Raw genomic sequence first — 19,037 nt, 5'->3', positions numbered from 1 at the left:
ACGAGAAGGACATGCACCACGAGCCCCCGCGGCCCGCATGGCGGCAGCGGTTCGCCGACGAGGCCCGCTCCCCGCGACCCGACCTGGCGACGCTCTGCCTGCTCGTCGGCACCCAGGCGGACCCCGCCCTGGACCAGGCCGGCATCGACTCCGCCCAGATCGAACTGGACCGGCTCGCGGGGATGCTCCCCTACGGACTGTCCGGGCCGCACGCGTGGGCGCGGGCGCTCGGGGACCTGCTGGGCGGCCGCGAGGGCTTCCACGGCACTCCGGGGGACTACCAGCGGCTGGAGTCGTCGCTGCTCCACGAGGTGCTGCGGCGCCGCCGCGGACTGCCGATCCTCCTCTCCGTCCTGTGGACGGAGGTCGCCCGCCGGGCGGGCGGCCAGGTGTACGGCGTCGCGCTGCCCGGCCACTTCGTCGTCGGCTTCGGCGACCCGGAGTCCCTCGTCCTCGCGGACCCGTTCGGCGCGGGCCGGCTGCTCACGGCCGAGGACACCGCACTGCTGGTGACCGGTGCGACCGGGTCCCCGCCGAGCCCGTCGATGCTCCGGCCCGCGGATCCGCTCGCGGTCGTCTCGCGCGTCCTGAACAACATCCGCGCCTGGGCCGCGCCGCGCCCCGAACGCTCCGACGTGGCCCTCTGGGCCCTCGACCTGCTGCTCCTGCTGCCCGCGCACCCGGCCAGGCTGCGCTACGAACGCGCCCAGCTCCTCGTCCAGCGCGGTGCCTTCACCGAGGGCGCCGCCGAGATGGACGCCTACGCCGACGTCGTGTCGGCGGTCGAGCCCACCACCGCCGACCTGGTGCGCGGCCGTGCCCGCGCCGCCCGCGCCATGCTGAACTGACCCGGCGCGGCCCACGGAGCGGCCGAACCCCCGCCCGGGGTGCCCGGGCGGGGGTTCGGCGTCGGCGGGGGCGGGTCAGCTCGGGTCGAGCGGGATGACCGCCGTGCGCTCCGCGGGCGTCTTGCCGCGCAGCGCCGGGCCCATGGCCTGGGCGACGTCGTCGGCGGAGACCTCGTGCTGCTTGCCGTCACCCTTGGTGATCATGATGCCGTCGAAGACGCCGTCGAGGAGCTGCTCGATCGCGGCCTTGTCGTAGTACTCCACCAGCTTCCCGTCGACCGGCTTCATCGACAGGATCTTCGGCAGGGACTTCGCCGGGCCGAACTGGATCTCCTTGCCACCCGCCCGGATCGTGATCAGGCCGGACATCGCGGGCTCGGCGAACTCCTTCATCGCCCGGTCGATCTCCGCCTGGCTGATCGTCGGCTCACGTGTCGCCACCGGCAGGGTGACCACGTTCGGCTTGCCGGTCTCGACCTGGGCGCGGTAGGCGTCCTTGACCGTGACCATCGAGCGGGCGACGTCCAGCGACTCCCCCGGCTTGCCGGGGACGGCGACGGCCTTGCCCGGCTCGAAGCGGATCGTGCCGTCGGAGGCCGATCCCGCGGTGCCCGCGAGGTCGGAGAGGGCCACGCCCAGCTTCTCCTCGTCGACGACGATCACCGGCTGCGCGACCCGCTCGCCCCCGAAGAGGGAGCCGATCACCGAGACCGGGTTGTAGTCGCTGCCGGCCGCCCCGCGGACGGTGGCCTGGCTGTCCAGGGAGAGCCCGGCCTTGTCGGGGGCGAGCTCGGCCTTCTGGCCGCCCACCGCGAGCTGGAGGGGGGCCGCGGCCCGCTTGCCGAAGGCCGCTTCGAGCTTGTTGACGGCCTCGTCGCGGGTCCCGCCGCCGATGTCGACGCCGAGGACGGTGGTGCTCTTCGGCACGTCGGAGTGGTTCAGGAGCAGCCCGGCGCCGTAGGCGACGGCGAGCAGGCCGAACGCGCCGACGCCCGCCAGCACGAGCTTGGAGCGGCCCTTGCGGGCCCGCGGGGGCGCCGCCGGACGGGGCGCCGGGTCGGGCGCGGGCACGGCCGCCGTGGGACCGGCGCCGGGGCCGCCCGGGAACGCCGGGTCGGCCTGGTCGGCGCCGGGGCCCCCGGGCGGGCCGGACCGGGCGGGCCCGCCCGGGGCGAACGGCGAGCGGCCGTCGCTCGGGACGACCGGGATGCCGCTGGTGAGCGTGTCACCGGAGACATGGCCGCCGACGGGCTCGGGAGCCGGCTTCTGCGGGGTGAGGACGGCGGTGTCGTCGGACATCCGGGGCGGGCCGGCCTGGCCGCCGGGGCCGGGGCCCAGCGGCATGTCACCGGTGACCGGGCCGGACGTCGGCCCCGCGGGGCCGCGGTCCGGGCCGGGCGGGCGCACACCGGTCGGCGGCGTCCGGGGACCGGGGGCGAAGCCGTCGCCCTGTCGGGAGCGGTCGGGGCCGCCGCCCGGCGGCCGGGTCGGCAGCCCGGCGGCCGGGGTCTCGTCGACGAGCGCCGAGAGGCCGGACGTCTGCTGGGCGCCACCGGGGGCGAACCCGCCCGCGGCCGGACCGCCCTGGCCCGCGGGGCCGCCCGGGCCGGGCCCGGGCCCGCCGGGCCGGCCCTGCTGCGGCGGGGCCGCGGCGGGGGGCGGTGTCGGGGCCGGAGCCGGGCCGGGCGCGGCGGCCTTGCGCGGCGCGAACCAGTCGCTCGCGGCGGGCTTCTCCTCGGCCGCGGGAGCCTGCGGCCGGCCGTCGCCCTCGGCGGGTGCCGCGGGACGCGGCACGCCACCCGTGCGCTCGCTCTCGGATCCGCCGGGGGCGGGGGGTCCGCCGGACGCCGGACCGCCGGACGCCGGGGGCCTGGTCCCGGCGTCGGTGTCGCTCATGGGCGTGCGCATGACGACGGGCGGGATCGGCCGCGAACCGGGGATGTTGATCCGGATGCGGGTCGTCAGTGTGGTCTCGGTCTTCGGCTCCTCGGCCTGCCGCTCGGGCGCCGCTCCCGCGGCGTCGTCCGGAGCGTCCTGCGTCGGATGCAGCGACGGATACTGGCGGGATCCGTACGGCGGTGTGCCCGAGGGGTACGCGGCTCCACCGCGCCCCTGGGGGCCGGCGGACGAACTGTCAGTTTCACGACTCAAAGCAGGTTCTCCCGGTTGGCGTCGCCGCCCGTTCTTACTGGACAGCTGCTGCTGCGGGCGGCTCGGCGGCGCGCACCACCATACTGTCCGCCACGGACCGACACCCCGGGACCGCCGGAAGCGGCCCCTCGGCCCACCGGCGCACCGTACGGGCACGGTCAGTTCGGCCGCGCACCCGGCCCGTCCGCCGGCCGTGCGGCCACCCGGCGCCGGGGACCGGCCGGAACGCCCGCACCGCGGCGGTCCGGCGGGCCGTACCGGCGCCTTCTACCCGCCAAGTCGGCCGGTAGTGCCGTCCGGTTGCCGCGGCCGCGACATGGTGGCACACATCACAGCCACCGCCGTACCCCCGAGCATGAAGACCAGCGGTCCGATCCCGGAGGCGAACACGGCGTCGCCCTCGGGTCTGCCGATGCTGAGCACGACGACGGCCAGCAGCCATCCCGCGGCCGGGGCCGCGGCCCCGAGCTGGGTGCCGGTCGCCCGCCGGCCGGCGGCGAACAGCGCCCCGGAGGCGAGCAGCGCCAGGGCCAACCCGCCCGGGAAGAAGCCCGCTTGGACGAGCGAGCCGGCGATGCCGACGAGCGCCCCCAGGGCGGCGAGCAGGACGTACACGGCGATGCGGCCGGGCTTCGGCGTCCCGGTGAGGAAGGAGCCCGGCACGGGCGACCCGCTCATGCGGCCCCTCCCGAAATCTCCCCGACTCCCTCACGGGCCCCGCCCGCGGCGGGTCCGGCGAGCCGCCCGGCGCCGGCCGGCCCGGCGGCCGGGACGATCCCGGCGAACAGGTCGTGCTCGCGCTCACCGGGCGCCGCGCCGGAGACGCCGACGGCCAACTGGTAGCACTCGGTGGTGAAGAGGGGCTGCCCCAGGTCGTTGGAGAGTGCGAAGAACGGGCCGTTCACGGCGATCTGGGTGACGTGCGCCCGCATGGCGGCGGCCTTCTGCTCCGCATACGCGGTGCCGTCGATCTCGGCGGTGATCAGCTCGTCGTCCACCACGCCCGGGATGTCGCCGATGTCCGCGATTCCCGGGAAGTCCCCCGCCGCCGTGGCCCGCAGCCGGGCGAAGCCCTCCTCGGCCAGCGAACGCGGGACCCGCGTCCAGTAGATCTTGGCGACGGTGTGCGGGTCGCCGAGGTCGCGGCGGTAGGCGCGCTCGCCGGCGAGGTCCGCGGCCCGCATGGCGACCCGGTGCGCCTGGATGTGGTCCGGGTGCCCGTATCCCCCGTCGGGGTCGTAGGTGACGAGCACCTGCGGGCGGACGGACCGGATGACCTCGACCAGCTCGGCGGCCGCCTCGTCCACGTCGGTGCCCCAGAAGGCGCCCTCGCGGTGGTTCTGCGGGACGCCCATCATCCCGGAGTCGCGGAACCGGCCCTGCCCGCCGAGGAAGCGGTGGTCGGTGACGCCCAGCTCCTTCATCGCGTCGGCCAGTTCACCGGCGCGGTGCGCCCCCAGGCGGTCCTCGCGGTCGGGCGCCAGATGGGCGAGGTCCGCGGGGATGACCTCACCCTCCTCCCCGAGCGTGCAGGTCACCAGGGTGACGTGGGTGCCGGCTGCCGCGTACAGCGCCATCGTGGCGCCGTTGGTGATCGACTCGTCGTCCGGGTGTGCGTGCACCAGGAGCAGACGACGGGCGGGTAGATCCTTCATACGGCACAGCCTAGAGCGCGCAGGCCCCCGGGTGTCCGCGAAGTGCCGGCCTCCGTCCGCGGGGCGGGCCCGCGGACGGGGCGGGACGATCCCGGCCCGGGGCGCGCTCCGCCACCGCACGCCCCGGAACTCGGGGCCGCCACCGCACGCCCTAGAACTTGAGGCCGCCGATCATGCCCGCCACGTTGGTGGTCAGCTCGCTGATCGTCGGCGCGATCGACGAACTGGCGAGGTAGAACCCGAGCAGCACGCAGACCACCGCATGTCCGCCCTTCAACCCGGATTTCCGGATCAGCAGGAAGACGACGATCGCCAGCAGCACCACCGCCGAAATCGAGAGTGCCACGGCGGTTCACCTCCACAGATATTCGACGGGGACGGTCCAGTTGCATGTGCCGGTAGGTTCATACCCACCTTGCGCTACGGATCATAACTATCCGTACCCACGCATCGATCGGTGCACGGCAGCACACGGGGGCGCACAACGCCCTTGCCCGTGCCATAGGTTCGCCCCATGACAGCGACGCAGCAGCTCTCCTTCCCGCGTCAGTCGGCGCGGACCCAGCGCTTCACCCTGGGGGCGCCCCGCGCCTTCACCGTCTCGCCGGACGGCGCACGCGTGGTGTTCCTGCGCTCGTCCTCCGGCACGGAACGGTCCGGTCTGCTCCGGGTGCTCGACCTCGACGGCCCCGCGCCCCGCGAACGGGTCGCCGCCGATCCGGGTGAACTGCTCGGCGGGGCGGACGAGGAACTGCCGGCCGAGGAGAGAGCGCGGCGCGAGCGGAGCCGCGAGGGCTCGGCGGGGATCGTCGGCTACGCCGTCGACCAGGCCGTGGAGCTGGCCGCGTTCACCCTGTCGGGGCGGTTGTTCACCGCCGAGCTGCGCGCCGGCACGGCACGCGAACTGGCCGTCCCGGGCCCCGTGATCGACCCCCGGCCCTCCCCCGACGGCCGGTACGTCGCCTATGTCGCCGGCGGGGCGCTGCGGGTGACGGGCGCCGAGGGCGACGGCGACCGGGCACTCGCCGAACCGGAGGACGCGCACGTCTCCTTCGGGCTCGCCGAGTTCGTCGCCGCCGAGGAGATGGGGCGCTCGCGGGGACACTGGTGGGCGCCGGAGTCGGACCGTCTGCTGGTCGCCCGGGTCGACGACCGGGCGGTGCAGGGCTGGTGGATCAGCGACCCGGCGCACCCCGGCCGTGAGCCGGCCCGGGTCGCCTACCCGGCGGCCGGCACCCCCAACGCCGAGGTCCGCCTCCAGCTGATCACCCTGGAGGGTGAGCGCACCGAGGTCGGCTGGGACCGGGACCGCTACCCCTACCTCGCCCGGGTGCACTGGTCGCCGGACGGACCGCCGCTGCTCCTCGTGCAGTCCCGGGACCAGCGGACCCAGGTCTGCCTGGAGGTCGACCCGGAGACCGGCGGGACGCAGGCGGTGCACCTCGACGAGGACCCGGTCTGGCTGGAACTTTTCCCCGGCGTCCCGGCCTGGGCCCCGGACTCCGCGCCCGGCGGCGCGGGCGGCGGGCGCCTGGTGCGCATCGCGGACGAGGGCGGGGCCCGGGTGCTGGCGGTCGGCGACCGGGTGCTCACCGGAGCGGACCTGCACATCCGCGCGGTGCTCGGCATCGGCGCGGACGACGTGCTGGTGTCGGCGTCGGCGGGGGAGGCGGCCGAAGCGCCGGAGACCGGCGAGATCCACGTGTACCGGGTCGGCGCGAGGGGCGCGGAACGCCTCTCGCAGGGTCCGGGGATCCACTCCGCGGTCCGCTGCGGGGAGGTGACCGTGCTCGCCTCGGCGGGACTCGACGCCGCCGGGACGGCGGTACGGGTCCTGCGCGGCGGCCGGGTCGTGGCCGAGGTCCCCTCGTACGCGGAGCAGCCGTCGATCACCGCCCGCCCGCGGCTCGTCGAGGCGGGCGTCCACCGCATCCCGTGCGCGGTGCTGCTGCCCTCGGACCGGGCGGCGGACGACGGCCGCCCGCTCCCGGTGCTGATGGACCCGTACGGCGGTCCGCACGGCCAGCGGGTGCTCGCCTCGCACCACGCGCATCTGACCTCCCAGTGGTTCGCCGACCAGGGCTTCGCGGTGGTCGTCGCGGACGGCAGGGGCACACCGGGGCGCTCCCCCGGCTGGGAGAAGGCGGTCCGGGACGACTTCGGCCTCACCCTCGACGACCAGGTCGAGGCGCTCCGAGCGCTGGCCGGATCCTTTCCCCTCGACCTGGACCGGGTCGCGATCCGCGGCTGGTCCTACGGCGGATACCTGGCGGGCATGGCCGTGCTGCGGCGCCCCGACGTCTTCCACGCGGCGGTCGTCGGCGCGCCCGTCACGGACCTGCGGCTCTACGACACGCACTGGACCGAGCGCTATCTGGGCGACCCGGCCGCCCGGCCGGAGGTCTACACGGCCAACTCGCTGGTCGGGGACGACGGCCTGACGGCGGCGGAGACACCGCACCGGCCGATGATGATCGTCCACGGCCTCGCGGACGACAACGTGGTCGTGGCCCACGCCCTGCGGCTGTCCTCCGCCCTGCTGTCCGCCGGCCGTCCGCACGAGGTGCTGCCGCTGACCGGGGTGACCCACATGACGCCGCAGGAGCAGATCGCGGAGAACCTGCTGCTGCTCCAGGTCGACTTCCTGAAGCGCTCGCTGGGCATGGACCGCGGCTGACGCCCACGGGCGGCCGCCGGCCCGGATGCGCCGCGGCCGGCTACCAGCCCGGCGGCGGCGACGCGGGCGGCGGCGGTGACGGCGGCGGGCCGAAGCCGGAGGACGGATCCGCGGGCGGGTAGCCGTAGCCCGGGGCGGGCCGGGGCGGCGGGTAGCCGTAGCCCGGGGCCGGCCGGTCCGGCGGGAGGCCGTGGACGATCATCATCGGCCGGTGCGGTGTCTCCGCCGCCGTCAGGCCGTCGTCCCCGACCAGCGAGTTGGCCGTGTAGACCTCCGGCCGGGCGGCCGGGTCGCCCCGATCGTCGACCCCGCACTGCTGCTGGTCCACATCGCCGTCGCCGTGGCCGCCCTTCGCTTGCCGGTGGCCGCCGCCGCGCTGGTCGCCGCCACCCGGCACCACGTGCCGCTCCTCCGCGAAATGGCAGGCCGAGGGGTGCTGGACGGGCCCCGGCACCGACCGCAGATGTGCCGGGACGGCCAGCAGCGGGACCTCCTGGGCGCACCGCTCCTGGGCCTTCCAGCACCGGGTCCGGAACCGGCACCCGGACGGGATGTTCGTCGGGGACGGCACGTCACCGGTGAGGATGATCCGCTCCCGGTGCTCACGGGCCTCGGGGTCGGGCACGGGAACGGCCGACAGCAGGGCCTGGGTGTAGGGGTGGGTGGGGTGGTCGTAGATCTCGGCGTCCCTGCCGATCTCCACCACCCGCCCCAGGTACATCACGCCGACGCGGTCCGAGATGTGCCGGACGATGGACAGGTCGTGGGCGATGAAGACGTAGCTCAGCGAGAACTCGTCCTGCAGCCTGTCCAGCAGGTTGACGACCTGTGCCTGCACGGAGACGTCCAGCGCGGACACCGGTTCGTCGGCCACGATGATCTCGGGCCGGAGGGCCAGCCCGCGGGCGATGCCGATGCGCTGGCGCTGACCGCCGGAGAACTGGTGCGGATAGCGGTTGATGTACTCGGGGTTGAGCCCCACCACGTCGAGCAGGTCCTGCACCTTCGTGCGGCGGCTGCCCTTCGGGGCGACCTCGGGGTGGATCTCGTACGGCTCCCCGATGATGTCGCCGACCGTCATCCTCGGGTTCAGCGAGGTGTACGGGTCCTGGAACACCATCTGGATGTTGCGCCGCACGGCCTTCAGCGCCCGCCCGGACAGCTTGGTGATGTCCTCGCCCTTGTAGCGGATGGCGCCGGCCGTCGGCCGCTCCAGGTGGACCAGCATCCTGGCGAGGGTCGACTTCCCGCAGCCCGACTCCCCGACGATGCCGAGGGTCTCGCCGGCCATGAGGTCGATGTCGACCCCGTCGACCGCCTTCACCGCGCCGACCTGCTTCTTGAAGAGGATGCCCTGTGTGAGCGGGTAGTGCTTGACCAGGTCGCGCACTTCGAGGATCGCTTCAGCCATGGAGGGTCGCCTCCCAGAAGTGGCACGCGCTGCGGCGCTCGTCGTTCACCTCGTACAGCGGCGGTTCGTCGGTCCGGCACACGTCACGGGCCATCGGGCAGCGGGGGTTGAACGCGCAGCCGGGCGGGATGGCCAGCAGATTGGGCGGCAGGCCCTTGATCGCGTACAGCTCGCGGCCCTTCTGGTCCAGGCGCGGGATCGATTCCAGGAGTCCCTTGGTGTACGGGTGGGCGGGCGCCTTGTAGATGTCGTGGACCGGGGCCGTCTCGACGATCCGGCCCGCGTACATGACCGCGATCCTGTCGGCGACGTCGGCGACCACCCCGAGGTCGTGGGTGATCAGGATCAGACCCATGTCGAGTTCCCGCTGGAGCTCGGCGAGCAGGTCCATGACCTGGGCCTGGACGGTCACGTCGAGGGCCGTGGTGGGCTCGTCGGCGATGATGAGGTCCGGTTCCAGGGACAGCGCCATCGCGATCATGATGCGCTGCCGCATGCCTCCGGAGAACTGGTGCGGGTACTGCCCGACCCGCTCCTTCGCCGCCGGGATGCGCACCCGGTCCATCAGCTCGACCGCCCTGCGCTTCGCGTCCTTGCGGGACAGGCCCTGGTGGACGACGAACATCTCGCCGAGCTGGTCGCCCACGCTGAGGACGGGGTTCAGGGAGGAGAGAGCGTCCTGGAAGATCATGGCCATCTCGGCGCCCCGGATGCCGCGGCGTTCGTTCTCCCCCAGTTTCAGCAGGTCGCGTCCCTTGAAGAGGATCTCGCCGCCCGTGATCCTGCCGGGCGGCATGTCGAGGATGCCCATCACGGCCTGGGCCGTCACGGACTTCCCGGAGCCGGACTCGCCGAGGACGGCGAGCGTCTCCCCGGCGGAGACGGTGTAGTCGACGCCGTTGACGGCCTTGGCGACCCCGTCGCGGGTGTGGAACTCCACGTGCAGGTCCCGGACGTCGAGCAGCGGCCCCGACTCGGCGGGCCCGGCGGGTGTGACGGACATGGCCGGCTCCTATCGCAGCTTCGGGTCGAGGGCGTCGCGCACGGCGTCGCCGAGCATGATGAACGCGAGGACGGTGACGGCCAGCGCCCCGGCGGGCCAGAGCATCATGTGCGGGGCGTTGCGGATGTACGGCGAGGCGGACGAGATGTCGATGCCCCAGGAGACCGTCGGCGGCTTCAGCCCGGCGCCCAGGTACGACAGGGTCGCCTCCAGCGAGATGTAGGTGCCCAGCGCGATCGTGGCGACGACGATGACCGGTGCGATCGCGTTGGGCGCAATGTGCCGCAGCAGCATCCGGGTGTTGGAGGCGCCGAGGGCCCGCGCGGCCTGGACGTAGTCGTTCTGCTTGGCGGTGATGACCGAGCCGCGGGCGATGCGGGAGATCTGCGGCCAGCCGAGCAGCACCATGAAGCCGACGACGGGCCACACGGTGGTCGAGTTCACGACGGACAGCAGCACCAGGCCGCCGAGGATCACGGGGATGCCGAAGAAGATGTCGGTGAGCCGGGAGAGCACCGCGTCGTACCCGCCTCCGAAGAATCCGGCGAGCGCGCCGAAGAACGAGCCGAGGATCGCGACCCCGAGGGTGGCGCAGACGCCGACGGTGACGGAGGTCCGCGCGCCGTACACGGTGCGGGTGTAGACGTTGCAGCCCTGGCCGTTGTAGCCGAACGGCGCCCCCGGCTGGGAGCCCTGCTGCGCCTTGGCCAGGTCGCAGGCGAGCGGGCTGCCGGAGGCGATGAGCGACGGCCAGATCGAGATGACCACCAGGAAGAGGATGACCAGGGCGGAGACGATGAAGACCGGATTGCGCCGCAGGTCGCGCCAGGCGTCGGACCACAGGCTGCGGGGCTTGCCGGACGGTCCGGTGCCGAGCGGTCCGCCGGGGGTCTTCTCCAGGGTCTCCCCCTCGCTCATCGCGAGGTCGGTCCCGCCGCCCGCCCCGGTGGAGGCGATGGCGTTGTCGTCGAAGGGCTGCTGCTCAGGCATACCGGATCCTCGGGTCGAGAACGGCGTACAGGAGGTCGACGAGCAGGTTCGCGAGCAGGAAGACGATGACGAGCACGGTCACGAAACCGACGACGGTCTGCGTGTTCTGCCGCAGAATGCCCTGGTAGAGCTGGTAGCCGACGCCGTGGATGTTGAAGATCCGCTCGGTGACGATGGCGCCGCCCATGAGCGCGCCGATGTCGGTGCCGATGAAGGTGACGACGGGGATCAGCGAGTTGCGCAGCAGATGGCGCCGGATGACCCGCCCGCGCGGCAGCCCCTTGGCCTTGGCGGTGCGGACGTAGTCGGAGCGGGAGTTCTCGGCGATCGACGTCCGGGTGAGCCGGGTGACGTACGCGAGGGAGACCGAGGCGAGCACCAGGCCGGGCACGATCAGTTCGTCGAGACGGGCGTCCGAGGACACCGACGGGTCGATCACGCCCCACTTGATGCCGAGCAGCAGTTGCACGATGAGACCGGTGACGAAGGTCGGCACCGCGATGACGACCAGGGTCAGCAGCAGCACCCCGGTGTCCACGGGCCGCCCGCGGCGCAGGCCGGTGACGACGCCGAGGGTGATGCCGATGACGATCTCGAAGAAGATGGCGACGATCGTCAGCCGGATGGTGACGGGGAACGCCTCCGCCATCAGTTCGGTGACCTCCTGCCCGTTGAACGCGGTGCCGAAGTCGCCGGTGAAGACGTTGCCCATGTAGGTCAGGTACTGCTGCCACACGGGCTTGTCGAGGCCGAACTCCTTGCGCAGCTGCGCCGCGGTCGCGGGGTCGCACTGCCGGTCGCCGCAGAGGCCGGCGACGGGGTCTCCCATGATGTTGACCATCAGGAAGATCAGCAGCGTGGTGCCGAAGAAGACCGGGATCATCTGCAGCAGACGCCGGATCACGTAACGTCCCATGACACGCTCCGGGGGTCGTCGCGGGAAGGGGGACGGCCCGGCGCTCGCGGTGCGTCGCCGGGCCGGTGGCTTCCGCCGTCAGTTGACCTTGATCTCGTTGTAGACCGGGACGCTGAAGGGGTTCAGGGTCACGTTGGAGATCCGCTCCGAGTAGCCGGCGCTGCCGTTCTGGTACCAGAGCGGGATCGCGGCCATCTGGTCCCGGACGACCTCCTCGGCCTGCTTGAAGAGGTCGACCGCCTTCGCGGTGTCGCTCTCGGCGTTGGCCCGGTCCACCAGGTCGTCGAACTGCTTGTTCGTCCACTTGCCGTCGTTGGACGAGGCGTTGGTGTAGTAGAGCGGCTGGAGGAAGTTCTGGATCAGCGGGTAGTCCATCTGCCAGCCGGCCCGGAAGGGCCCGGGCATCTTCTGCTCGCCGATCTGGTTGCGGAAGTCGGCGAAGGTGCCGACGGGGTTGCCCACGCAGGCCTTCTCGTTGCCGAGGGCGTTGTTGATGGAGTTGCACACCGCGTCGACCCAGTCCTTGTGGGAGCCGGTGTCGGCGTTGTAGGTGATCTTGACCTGCCCGCCGGGGAGGCCGCCGCCCTCCGCGACCAGCTTCTTGGCCGCCGCGGGGTCGTAGACGCAGGCGTCGCCGCAGAGGGTGTCGTCGAAGCCGCCCTCCTCGCCGAGCACCGGGGACGTCCAGTCCTTCGCGGGGGTGCGGGTCTTCTGGAAGATCGTCTCGGTGATCTGGTCGCGGTTGATGGCCCGGGAGAGCCCGGTGCGCACCTTGGCGCCGTCGGGGGTGTTCCACGCGTCGTCGTAGAACGGGAACGCGAGGGTCTGGATGATGCCGGCCGGGGTGTTGATGTACCGGTCGCCGAGGTCCGCCTGCACGTTCTTCAGCTGGGAGGCGGGCACGTCGTCGACGAGGTCGAGGTTGCCCGCGATCAGGTCGGTGTAGGCGGTGTTGTTGTCGGTGTAGACCTTGAGGTCGATGCCGCCGTTCTGCGCCTTGTCGGGACCGGGGTAGTCGTCCCAGCGGCGCAGCTGCGCCTCGGAGCCCTTCTGGTACGAGTTCAGGGTGTACGGGCCGTTGCCGACGGGCTTGGCGATCCAGGCGTCGTGGTCGTCGAAGAAGGACTGGGGCAGCGGGGCGAAGGCCGCGTATCCGAGGGTGTCGGGCCAGGTGGAGAACTTCTGGCTGAGCTTCACCGTGAAGGTGAGGTCGTCGACGACCTTCAGGCCGGAGAGGCTCTTTGCGGAGGGTTCGCCGCTCTCGGGGTGGACGGCCTCGTAACCCTCGATGTAGCCGAAGAAGTAGGCGTTCTTCTGGTTGTTCCTCAGATCGGCGCCGTAGTTCCAGGCGTCCACGTAGGACTTCGCGGTGACCTTCTCGCCGTTGCTGAAGGTCCAGCCGCTCTTGATCTTGATGGTGAAGTTCGTCGAGTCGGTGGTCTCGATGCTCTCGGCCATCATGTCGGTGGCGGCGCCGGTCTTCGGGTCGTACCGCTTCAGGCCCCGGAAGATCATGTCGAGGACCTTGCCGCCCTGGACCTCGTTGGTGTTGGCGGGCTCCAGCGGGTTCTGCGGGTCCGTCCAGGAGGAGCTGACGATCCCGTCCGCGCCGCCCCCGCTCCCGCTGTCCCCGCCACCACCGCAGCCGGTCGCCGCGAGGGCGACGGCTGCCGCGCATGCGGCCCACTTGGCGTGCGTGGCTCCGCGCATGGGGTTCCTCCCGTGTCCTAGGCCTGACTTAGGACCGAATATCACCCCATTGCGGAACTAACGCACTTTCAGGGCGTCCGGGTGGCGGCCACCGGTGCCGCCGGCCGGGTGACCTCCCAGGTGTCCACCGCGTAGTGGAGGCTCATCCCGTGCGCCTCGTACAGGGCCAGGGCCCGTGACTCGTTGGCGGTGTCCACGCCCAGGCCGATGGTGTCCCGGCCGCGGGCCGCGTACACGGCGAACGCGTGGCGCAGCAGATGGCCCGCGACGCCGCGGCCGCGGGCCGCGCGGCGGACGCCGAGGTTGCGGATCCAGCCCATGGCCTCGCGGTCGTCCCGGCTGAGCATCACGGCGACGTCGCCCTCGCCGTCCAGCGAGGCGATCCACACCAGCGACCAGTCCAGGCGCGCGCCGTCGACGTCGTCGAGCCACTGCTCGTAGGTGCGGGCGTGGTGGTCGAAGTGCTCGGCGAAGGTCTCCTCGACCAGTGCGTGGGCGAGGCGCCGGTCGGCCTCCTCGCGGCAGTCGCGCAGGGTCAGGCCGGCGGGCGGGGCCGGCGGGAGGTCGGCGTCCGCCGACAGCGGGCGGGTCATGATCTGGTAGCGCCGCACGGTGGCCCAGCCCCGGGCGGTCAGCAGCGCGGTGTCCACGGTGGGCCGGGCGTTCAGATGGAGGTGGAGCACGGCGCGCTCCGCGCCGTTCGCCGACGCCTTCCGCGCGGCGCGGGCCTCGATCAGCTCCAGCAGCAGCACCGCCGCGTCGGAGCGGCCGGGCAGGACGTAGTGGTCGACGCCGATGTCCCCCCGTCCCGAGTCGCTGTAGATCAGCCCGTAGCCCACGAGGTCCGCCCCGTCGGACACCAGCCAGGTGTCCTGGGCGAGGTCGACGTCGGGGTGGGCGAGATCGGCCTCGACGGCGTGCAGATCGGTCTCGGGGCGGCCGATCTCGGCGAGGTCGACGGCGTTCAGCAGGGCGCAGACGGCGGGCGCGTCGGCGGGCGTCGCGGGACGGACGGTGAGGGACATGCGGACACTCTCGGCCGCGCCGGACGGACGGGGCAATCGGTTTTCCCCGCCCGGTCCGCGCACACGGAGCGGCCCCCGTCCCGCGGCAGCGGAACGGGGGCCGGACGCACAGAGCCGGTGTCAGCCGGCGTGCACGACGTCCTTCTCCTCGGCGAAGTGGCACGCCGACTCGTGTGCCGCCGGGGTGTCCTGGCCCGCGAAGCGCTCCGGGACGGCCAGCAGCGGGACCTCGGTGGCGCAGCGGTCCTCGGCCTTCCAGCAGCGGGTGCGGAAGCGGCAGCCCGACGGCGGGTTGGCCGGCGACGGGACGTCGCCGGTGAGGATGATCCGCTCGCGGCCCTCGCGGGCGGCCGGGTCCGGGACGGGCACGGCCGACAGCAGCGCCTGGGTGTAGGGGTGCGTCGGGTGGTCGTAGATCTGGACGTCCGTCCCGATCTCGGCCATCTTGCCGAGGTACATCACACCGACCCGGTCCGAGATGTGCCGGACGATCGACAGGTCGTGGGCGATGAAGAGGTAGGAGAGGTTGAACTCGTCCTGGAGCTTCTCCATCAGGTTGATGACCTGCGCCTGGACCGACACGTCCAGCGCGGAGACCGGCTCGTCGCAGATGATGATCTCGGGGTTGAGCGCGAGACCGCGGGCGATGCCGATGCGCTGGCGCTGACCGCCGGAGAACTGGTGCGGGTACCGGTGGATGTACTCGGGGTTGAGACCCACGACCTCCAGCAGGTCCTGCACCTTCTTGCGGCGGTCGCCCTTCGGGGCGACCTCGGGGTGGATCTCGTACGGCTCCCCGATGATGTCGCCGACCGTCATCCTCGGGTTCAGCGAGGTGTACGGGTCCTGGAACACCATCTGGATGTTGCGCCGCACGGCCTTCAGCGCGCGCCCGGACAGCTTGGTGATGTCCTGGCCCTTGTAGAAGACCTCGCCGGCGGTCGCCTGCTCCAGCGTCATCAGCAGCTTGGCGACGGTCGACTTGCCGCAGCCGGACTCCCCGACGATGCCCAGGGTCTCGCCCTGGTAGAGGTCTGCACCTTCTTGCGGCGGTCGCCCTTCGGGGCGACCTCGGGGTGGATCTCGTACGGCTCCCCGATGATGTCGCCGACCGTCATCCTCGGGTTCAGCGAGGTGTACGGGTCCTGGAACACCATCTGGATGTTGCGCCGCACGGCCTTCAGCGCGCGCCCGGACAGCTTGGTGATGTCCTGGCCCTTGTAGAAGACCTCGCCGGCGGTCGCCTGCTCCAGCGTCATCAGCAGCTTGGCGACGGTCGACTTGCCGCAGCCGGACTCCCCGACGATGCCCAGGGTCTCGCCCTGGTAGAGGTCGAAGGAGATCCCGTCCACGGCCTTGACCGCGCCGACCTGCTTCTTGAAGAGGATGCCCTGGGTCAGCGGGAAGTGCTTGACCAGGTTGCGGACCTGCAGGATCGGCTCACCGCGCTCGACGCGGGCGCCCAGGGCGGCGACGGCCGCCTCCTCGGTCGGGGCCGAGACGGTCTCGACGTCGGTGACGTTCGGAGTCGCGTCCACGGCCTCGTTCGTCTTCTTGAGCTCAGCCATGGATCGTCTCCTTCCAGAAGTGGCACGCGCTTCCGCGGCCGGGCAGATCGCTGCCGTCCTGCTCGGTCACCGGCACGAGCGGCGGGACCTCGGTGCGGCAGATGTCCTCCGCCTTGGGGCAGCGCGGGTTGAAGGCGCAGCCGGTGGGGATCTTGAGCAGGTTGGGCGGCAGACCCTTGATCGCGTACAGCTCCTGGCCCTTCTGGTCCAGGCGCGGGATCGAGTCGAGCAGACCCCGGGTGTACGGGTGGGCCGGGCGCTTGTAGAGCTCGTGCACGGGGGCGGTCTCGACGATCCGGCCCGCGTACATGACCGCGATCTTGTCCGCGACGTCGGCGACGACGCCGAGGTCGTGGGTGATCAGGATCAGACCCATGTTGTACTCGCGCTGGAGCTCGGCGAGCAGGTCCATGACCTGCGCCTGGACCGTCACGTCGAGGGCCGTGGTCGGCTCGTCGGCGATGATCAGGTCCGGCTCCAGGGCCAGCGCCATGGCGATCATGATGCGCTGGCGCATACCGCCGGAGAACTGGTGCGGGTAGTCGTTGACCCGGGCCTTGGCGGCGGGGATCTTCACCCGGTCCATCAGCTCGATGGACTTGGCCTTGGCCTCCTTCTTGGAGAGGCCCTGGTGCACCCGGAACATCTCGCCGAGCTGGTAGCCCACCGAGAGCACGGGGTTGAGCGAGGAGAGCGCGTCCTGGAAGATCATGGCGATCTTGGAGCCGCGGATCTTCCGGCGCTCCTCGTTCGACATGGTCAGCAGGTCCTGGCCGCGGAAGAGCACCTCGCCCTTGGGGATGCGGCCGGGCGGCATGTCGAGGATGCCCATGATGGCCTGCGCCGTCACGGACTTGCCGGAGCCGGACTCGCCGAGGACGGCGAGCGTCTCACCGGCGGAGACCGTGTAGTTGACGCCGTTGACGGCCTTGGCGACGCCGTCGCGGGTGTGGAACTCCACGTGCAGGTCGCGGACTTCGAGCAGCGGACCGTCGTTGTCCCCGGCGCCCCGGGGCGCGGGGACGGGAGAAGTCTTGTCGATGATGGTCACGTACGCCTCCCTCAGCGCATCTTCGGGTCGAGGGCGTTGCGGACCGCATCGCCGAACATGAGGAACGCGAGCACCGTGATCGACACCATCACCGAGGGGACGATGAGGACGTACGGGGCGTTGCGGAGCTGCTCGCGTCCGCTGGAGACGTCGACGCCCCAGGAGACGGTCGGCTCGGCCAGGCCGACACCGAGGAAGGACAGCGTCGCCTCGGCCGCGATGTAACCGCCGAGCGCGATGGTCGCGACGACGATGATCGGGGCGAGCGCGTTGGGCAGCACGTGCTTGAGCAGGATGCGGGTGGTGGAGGCGCCGAGTGCCTTGGCGGCCACCACGTAGTCGGCCTGCTTGATGGTGATGACGGCTCCGCGGGCGACACGGGCGATCTGGGTCCAGCCGAGGAACACCAGGGCGAGGATGACGACCCAGATGGCGCGGTTCTCGAAGCTGGTCAGCACGACGAGCGCGCCGAGCAGGAACGGGATGCCCATGAAGATGTCGGTGATGCGCGACAGGATCGTGTCCGTGAAGCCGCCGAAGTAGCCGGCCAGCATGCCCACGACGGTGCCGAGGAGGGTCACCAGCGCGGTGACGCCGACGCCGACGATGATCGAGGCGCGGGCGCCGTAGATGACACGCGCGTAGATCGAGCGGCCCTGGCCATCGTAGCCGAACCAGTCGGGGGCGAAGAAGTGGCCCCAGTTCGGGTGCTGCAGGTAGTGCTTGGCGAGGTCGGCGTCACGCGGCGAGGCCGACGTGAACAGGCCCGGGAACGCCGCGATCAGCAGCAGGAGGACGATCAGCCCCGTCGAGATCAGGAAGAGGGGCTTGCGGCGCAGGTCGCGCCAGGCGTCGGACCAGAGGCTGCGCGCCTTGTCCGGCTTGGCCGCACCGGCCGCGAGCGCGGCGTCGGGCCCGGCGGCGGTGATCGTGACCTTGCCGGTCTCGGTCTCGGTGGCGGCCGCGGTGTCTGCGGTCTTCTCAGGCATACCGGATCCTCGGGTCCAGGACCGCGTAGAGCAGGTCGACGAGCAGGCTGCAGAGCAGGTAGACGAGCACGATCAGCGAGGCGATGCCGACGACCGTGGCGCCCTCGCGGCGGAACAGGGCCTCGTAGATGGCGTCGCCGACGCCCTGCACGTTGAAGATGCCCTCGGTGACGATCGCGCCGGTCATCAGGTTGCCGATGTCGGTGCCGAGGAAGGTGACCACGGGGACCAGCGAGTTGCGCATCAGGTGCACGCCGACGATGCGGCGGCGCGGCAGGCCCTTGGCGACCGCGGTGCGCATGTAGTCGGCCCGCAGGTTCTCCGCCATCGACGTGCGGGTCAGACGGGCCACGTAGGCCAGGGAGAGCGAGCCGAGGACGATGGCCGGCAGTGCGAGGTCGCCGAAGCTCTCGGAGTCCTGCACCGTCGGGGTGATCAGCTGCAGCTGGAAGGCGAACAGGTACTGCAGCAGGTAGCCCAGCACGAAGGAGGGCATCGAGATCAGCACGAGCGTGAGGCCGAGCAGACCGCGGTCGCGGACCGACTCGGGCTTGAGTCCGGCGACGATGCCCAGGCCGATGCCGACGACCACCGTGAAGGTGAACGCGAAGATCGTCAGCCGGATCGTCACCGGGAAGGCGCGGCTGATGGTGTCGGCGATGGGGAGCCCGCTGGCGATCTCGGTGCCGAAGTCACCCTGTACCAGCCCCCCGAGGTAGTTGAGGTACTGGTGCCACAGCGGCAGGTCGAGTCCGAGCTCGTGCCGCTTCGCTTCGAGGATCGCCGGGTCGAACTGCTGTTCTCCCATGAGCGCTCTGACGGGGTCTCCGGGGAGCGCGTACATCATGGCGAAGATCAAGAGTGTTGACCCGATGAACACCGGGATCATCTGGAGCAGTCGTCGTGCGACGTAGCGCCCCATAGGTGCCTCCGTGAGGGGATTTCAGACCCGGGGGCGCCGGCGCGCAGCACGACGCCCCCGGACCACCGCCGCCGCCGGATGACCGACGGCGGCGGGTGATGGCCGAGTGGGGATGGGCCCG

General features: G+C 72.0%; 15 protein-coding genes and 2 pseudogenes. 2 read left to right on the top strand and 15 right to left on the bottom strand.

Annotation, left to right across the window (positions count from 1 at the left end; all coding sequences use genetic code 11):
• Positions 1-11 precede the first annotated feature (11 nt).
• Positions 12-848, top strand: coding sequence for a transglutaminase-like domain-containing protein (locus tag EAO77_RS11990; protein WP_147987990.1), 837 nt, complete (start codon positions 12-14; stop codon positions 846-848).
• A gap of 75 nt (positions 849-923) precedes the next feature.
• Here the strand turns inward: EAO77_RS11990 and EAO77_RS11985 are convergent, their stop codons facing one another.
• From EAO77_RS11985 to EAO77_RS11965, 4 genes are all read right to left on the bottom strand, one after another.
• Positions 924-2,999 (bottom strand): hypothetical protein, encoded by a 2,076-nt coding sequence (locus tag EAO77_RS11985; RefSeq protein ID WP_187283190.1) that lies wholly within the window; start codon positions 2,997-2,999, stop codon positions 924-926.
• Between the two features lie 267 nt (positions 3,000-3,266).
• Positions 3,267-3,677: a DUF6113 family protein gene (locus EAO77_RS11975; RefSeq protein WP_147987989.1), complete on the bottom strand. Its 411-nt coding sequence runs from the start codon at positions 3,675-3,677 to the stop codon at positions 3,267-3,269.
• The gene (gene mshB, locus EAO77_RS11970) at positions 3,674-4,654 is read right to left on the bottom strand and encodes an N-acetyl-1-D-myo-inositol-2-amino-2-deoxy-alpha-D-glucopyranoside deacetylase (protein ID WP_147987988.1); all 981 of its coding nucleotides are present in this window, start codon (positions 4,652-4,654) and stop codon (positions 3,674-3,676) included. Before mshB ends, EAO77_RS11975 begins: the two co-directional genes overlap by 4 nt.
• Positions 4,655-4,805: 151 nt before the next feature.
• On the bottom strand, positions 4,806-5,000 hold the full coding sequence (locus EAO77_RS11965) for a hypothetical protein (protein ID WP_018845651.1): 195 nt from the start codon (positions 4,998-5,000) through the stop codon (positions 4,806-4,808).
• A gap of 168 nt (positions 5,001-5,168) precedes the next feature.
• Between EAO77_RS11965 and EAO77_RS11960 the strand changes: the two genes are divergently transcribed.
• Complete coding sequence (locus EAO77_RS11960; protein ID WP_147987987.1) at positions 5,169-7,331, top strand: prolyl oligopeptidase family serine peptidase; 2,163 nt, start codon at positions 5,169-5,171, stop codon at positions 7,329-7,331.
• Positions 7,332-7,371: 40 nt separating this feature from the next.
• On the opposite strand, the gene EAO77_RS11955 is transcribed toward EAO77_RS11960, so the two are convergent.
• From EAO77_RS11955 to EAO77_RS11905, 11 genes and pseudogenes are all read right to left on the bottom strand, one after another.
• The gene (locus tag EAO77_RS11955; protein ID WP_261993872.1) at positions 7,372-8,742 is read right to left on the bottom strand and encodes an ABC transporter ATP-binding protein; all 1,371 of its coding nucleotides are present in this window, start codon (positions 8,740-8,742) and stop codon (positions 7,372-7,374) included.
• A complete protein-coding gene (locus EAO77_RS11950) occupies positions 8,735-9,745 on the bottom strand; it encodes an ABC transporter ATP-binding protein (RefSeq protein ID WP_147987986.1) in 1,011 nt (336 codons plus the stop codon). Before EAO77_RS11950 ends, EAO77_RS11955 begins: the two co-directional genes overlap by 8 nt.
• 9 nt (positions 9,746-9,754) lie before the next feature.
• A complete protein-coding gene (locus EAO77_RS11945) occupies positions 9,755-10,735 on the bottom strand; it encodes an ABC transporter permease (protein WP_147987985.1) in 981 nt (326 codons plus the stop codon).
• The gene (locus EAO77_RS11940) at positions 10,728-11,651 is read right to left on the bottom strand and encodes an ABC transporter permease (protein WP_147987984.1); all 924 of its coding nucleotides are present in this window, start codon (positions 11,649-11,651) and stop codon (positions 10,728-10,730) included. The genes EAO77_RS11945 and EAO77_RS11940 overlap by 8 nt, the downstream gene beginning before the upstream one ends.
• A gap of 78 nt (positions 11,652-11,729) precedes the next feature.
• Positions 11,730-13,361 (bottom strand): ABC transporter substrate-binding protein, encoded by a 1,632-nt coding sequence (locus EAO77_RS11935; RefSeq protein ID WP_147987983.1) that lies wholly within the window; start codon positions 13,359-13,361, stop codon positions 11,730-11,732.
• Between the two features lie 68 nt (positions 13,362-13,429).
• Positions 13,430-14,386 (bottom strand): GNAT family N-acetyltransferase, encoded by a 957-nt coding sequence (locus EAO77_RS11930; RefSeq protein WP_147987982.1) that lies wholly within the window; start codon positions 14,384-14,386, stop codon positions 13,430-13,432.
• A gap of 120 nt (positions 14,387-14,506) precedes the next feature.
• Positions 14,507-15,421, bottom strand: a pseudogene (locus tag EAO77_RS11925) (ABC transporter ATP-binding protein); the annotation flags it as partial.
• Positions 15,421-15,954, bottom strand: a pseudogene (locus EAO77_RS11920) (ATP-binding cassette domain-containing protein); the annotation flags it as partial. The pseudogenes EAO77_RS11920 and EAO77_RS11925, both read right to left, overlap by 1 nt.
• A complete protein-coding gene (locus EAO77_RS11915; protein ID WP_147987981.1) occupies positions 15,947-17,005 on the bottom strand; it encodes an ABC transporter ATP-binding protein in 1,059 nt (352 codons plus the stop codon). The pseudogene EAO77_RS11920 and the gene EAO77_RS11915, both read right to left, overlap by 8 nt.
• Before the next feature lie 11 nt (positions 17,006-17,016).
• The gene (locus EAO77_RS11910) at positions 17,017-17,994 is read right to left on the bottom strand and encodes an ABC transporter permease (protein ID WP_147987980.1); all 978 of its coding nucleotides are present in this window, start codon (positions 17,992-17,994) and stop codon (positions 17,017-17,019) included.
• The gene (locus tag EAO77_RS11905) at positions 17,987-18,916 is read right to left on the bottom strand and encodes an ABC transporter permease (RefSeq protein ID WP_187283189.1); all 930 of its coding nucleotides are present in this window, start codon (positions 18,914-18,916) and stop codon (positions 17,987-17,989) included. The genes EAO77_RS11910 and EAO77_RS11905 overlap by 8 nt, the downstream gene beginning before the upstream one ends.
• Positions 18,917-19,037: the final 121 nt, after the last annotated feature.

Source organism: Streptomyces sp. T39, from assembly GCF_008042045.1.
Lineage (GTDB): Bacteria > Actinomycetota > Actinomycetes > Streptomycetales > Streptomycetaceae > Streptomyces.
The sequence above is the reverse complement of the archived record's forward strand: the minus strand, read 5'-3'. Positions and strand labels throughout refer to the sequence as shown.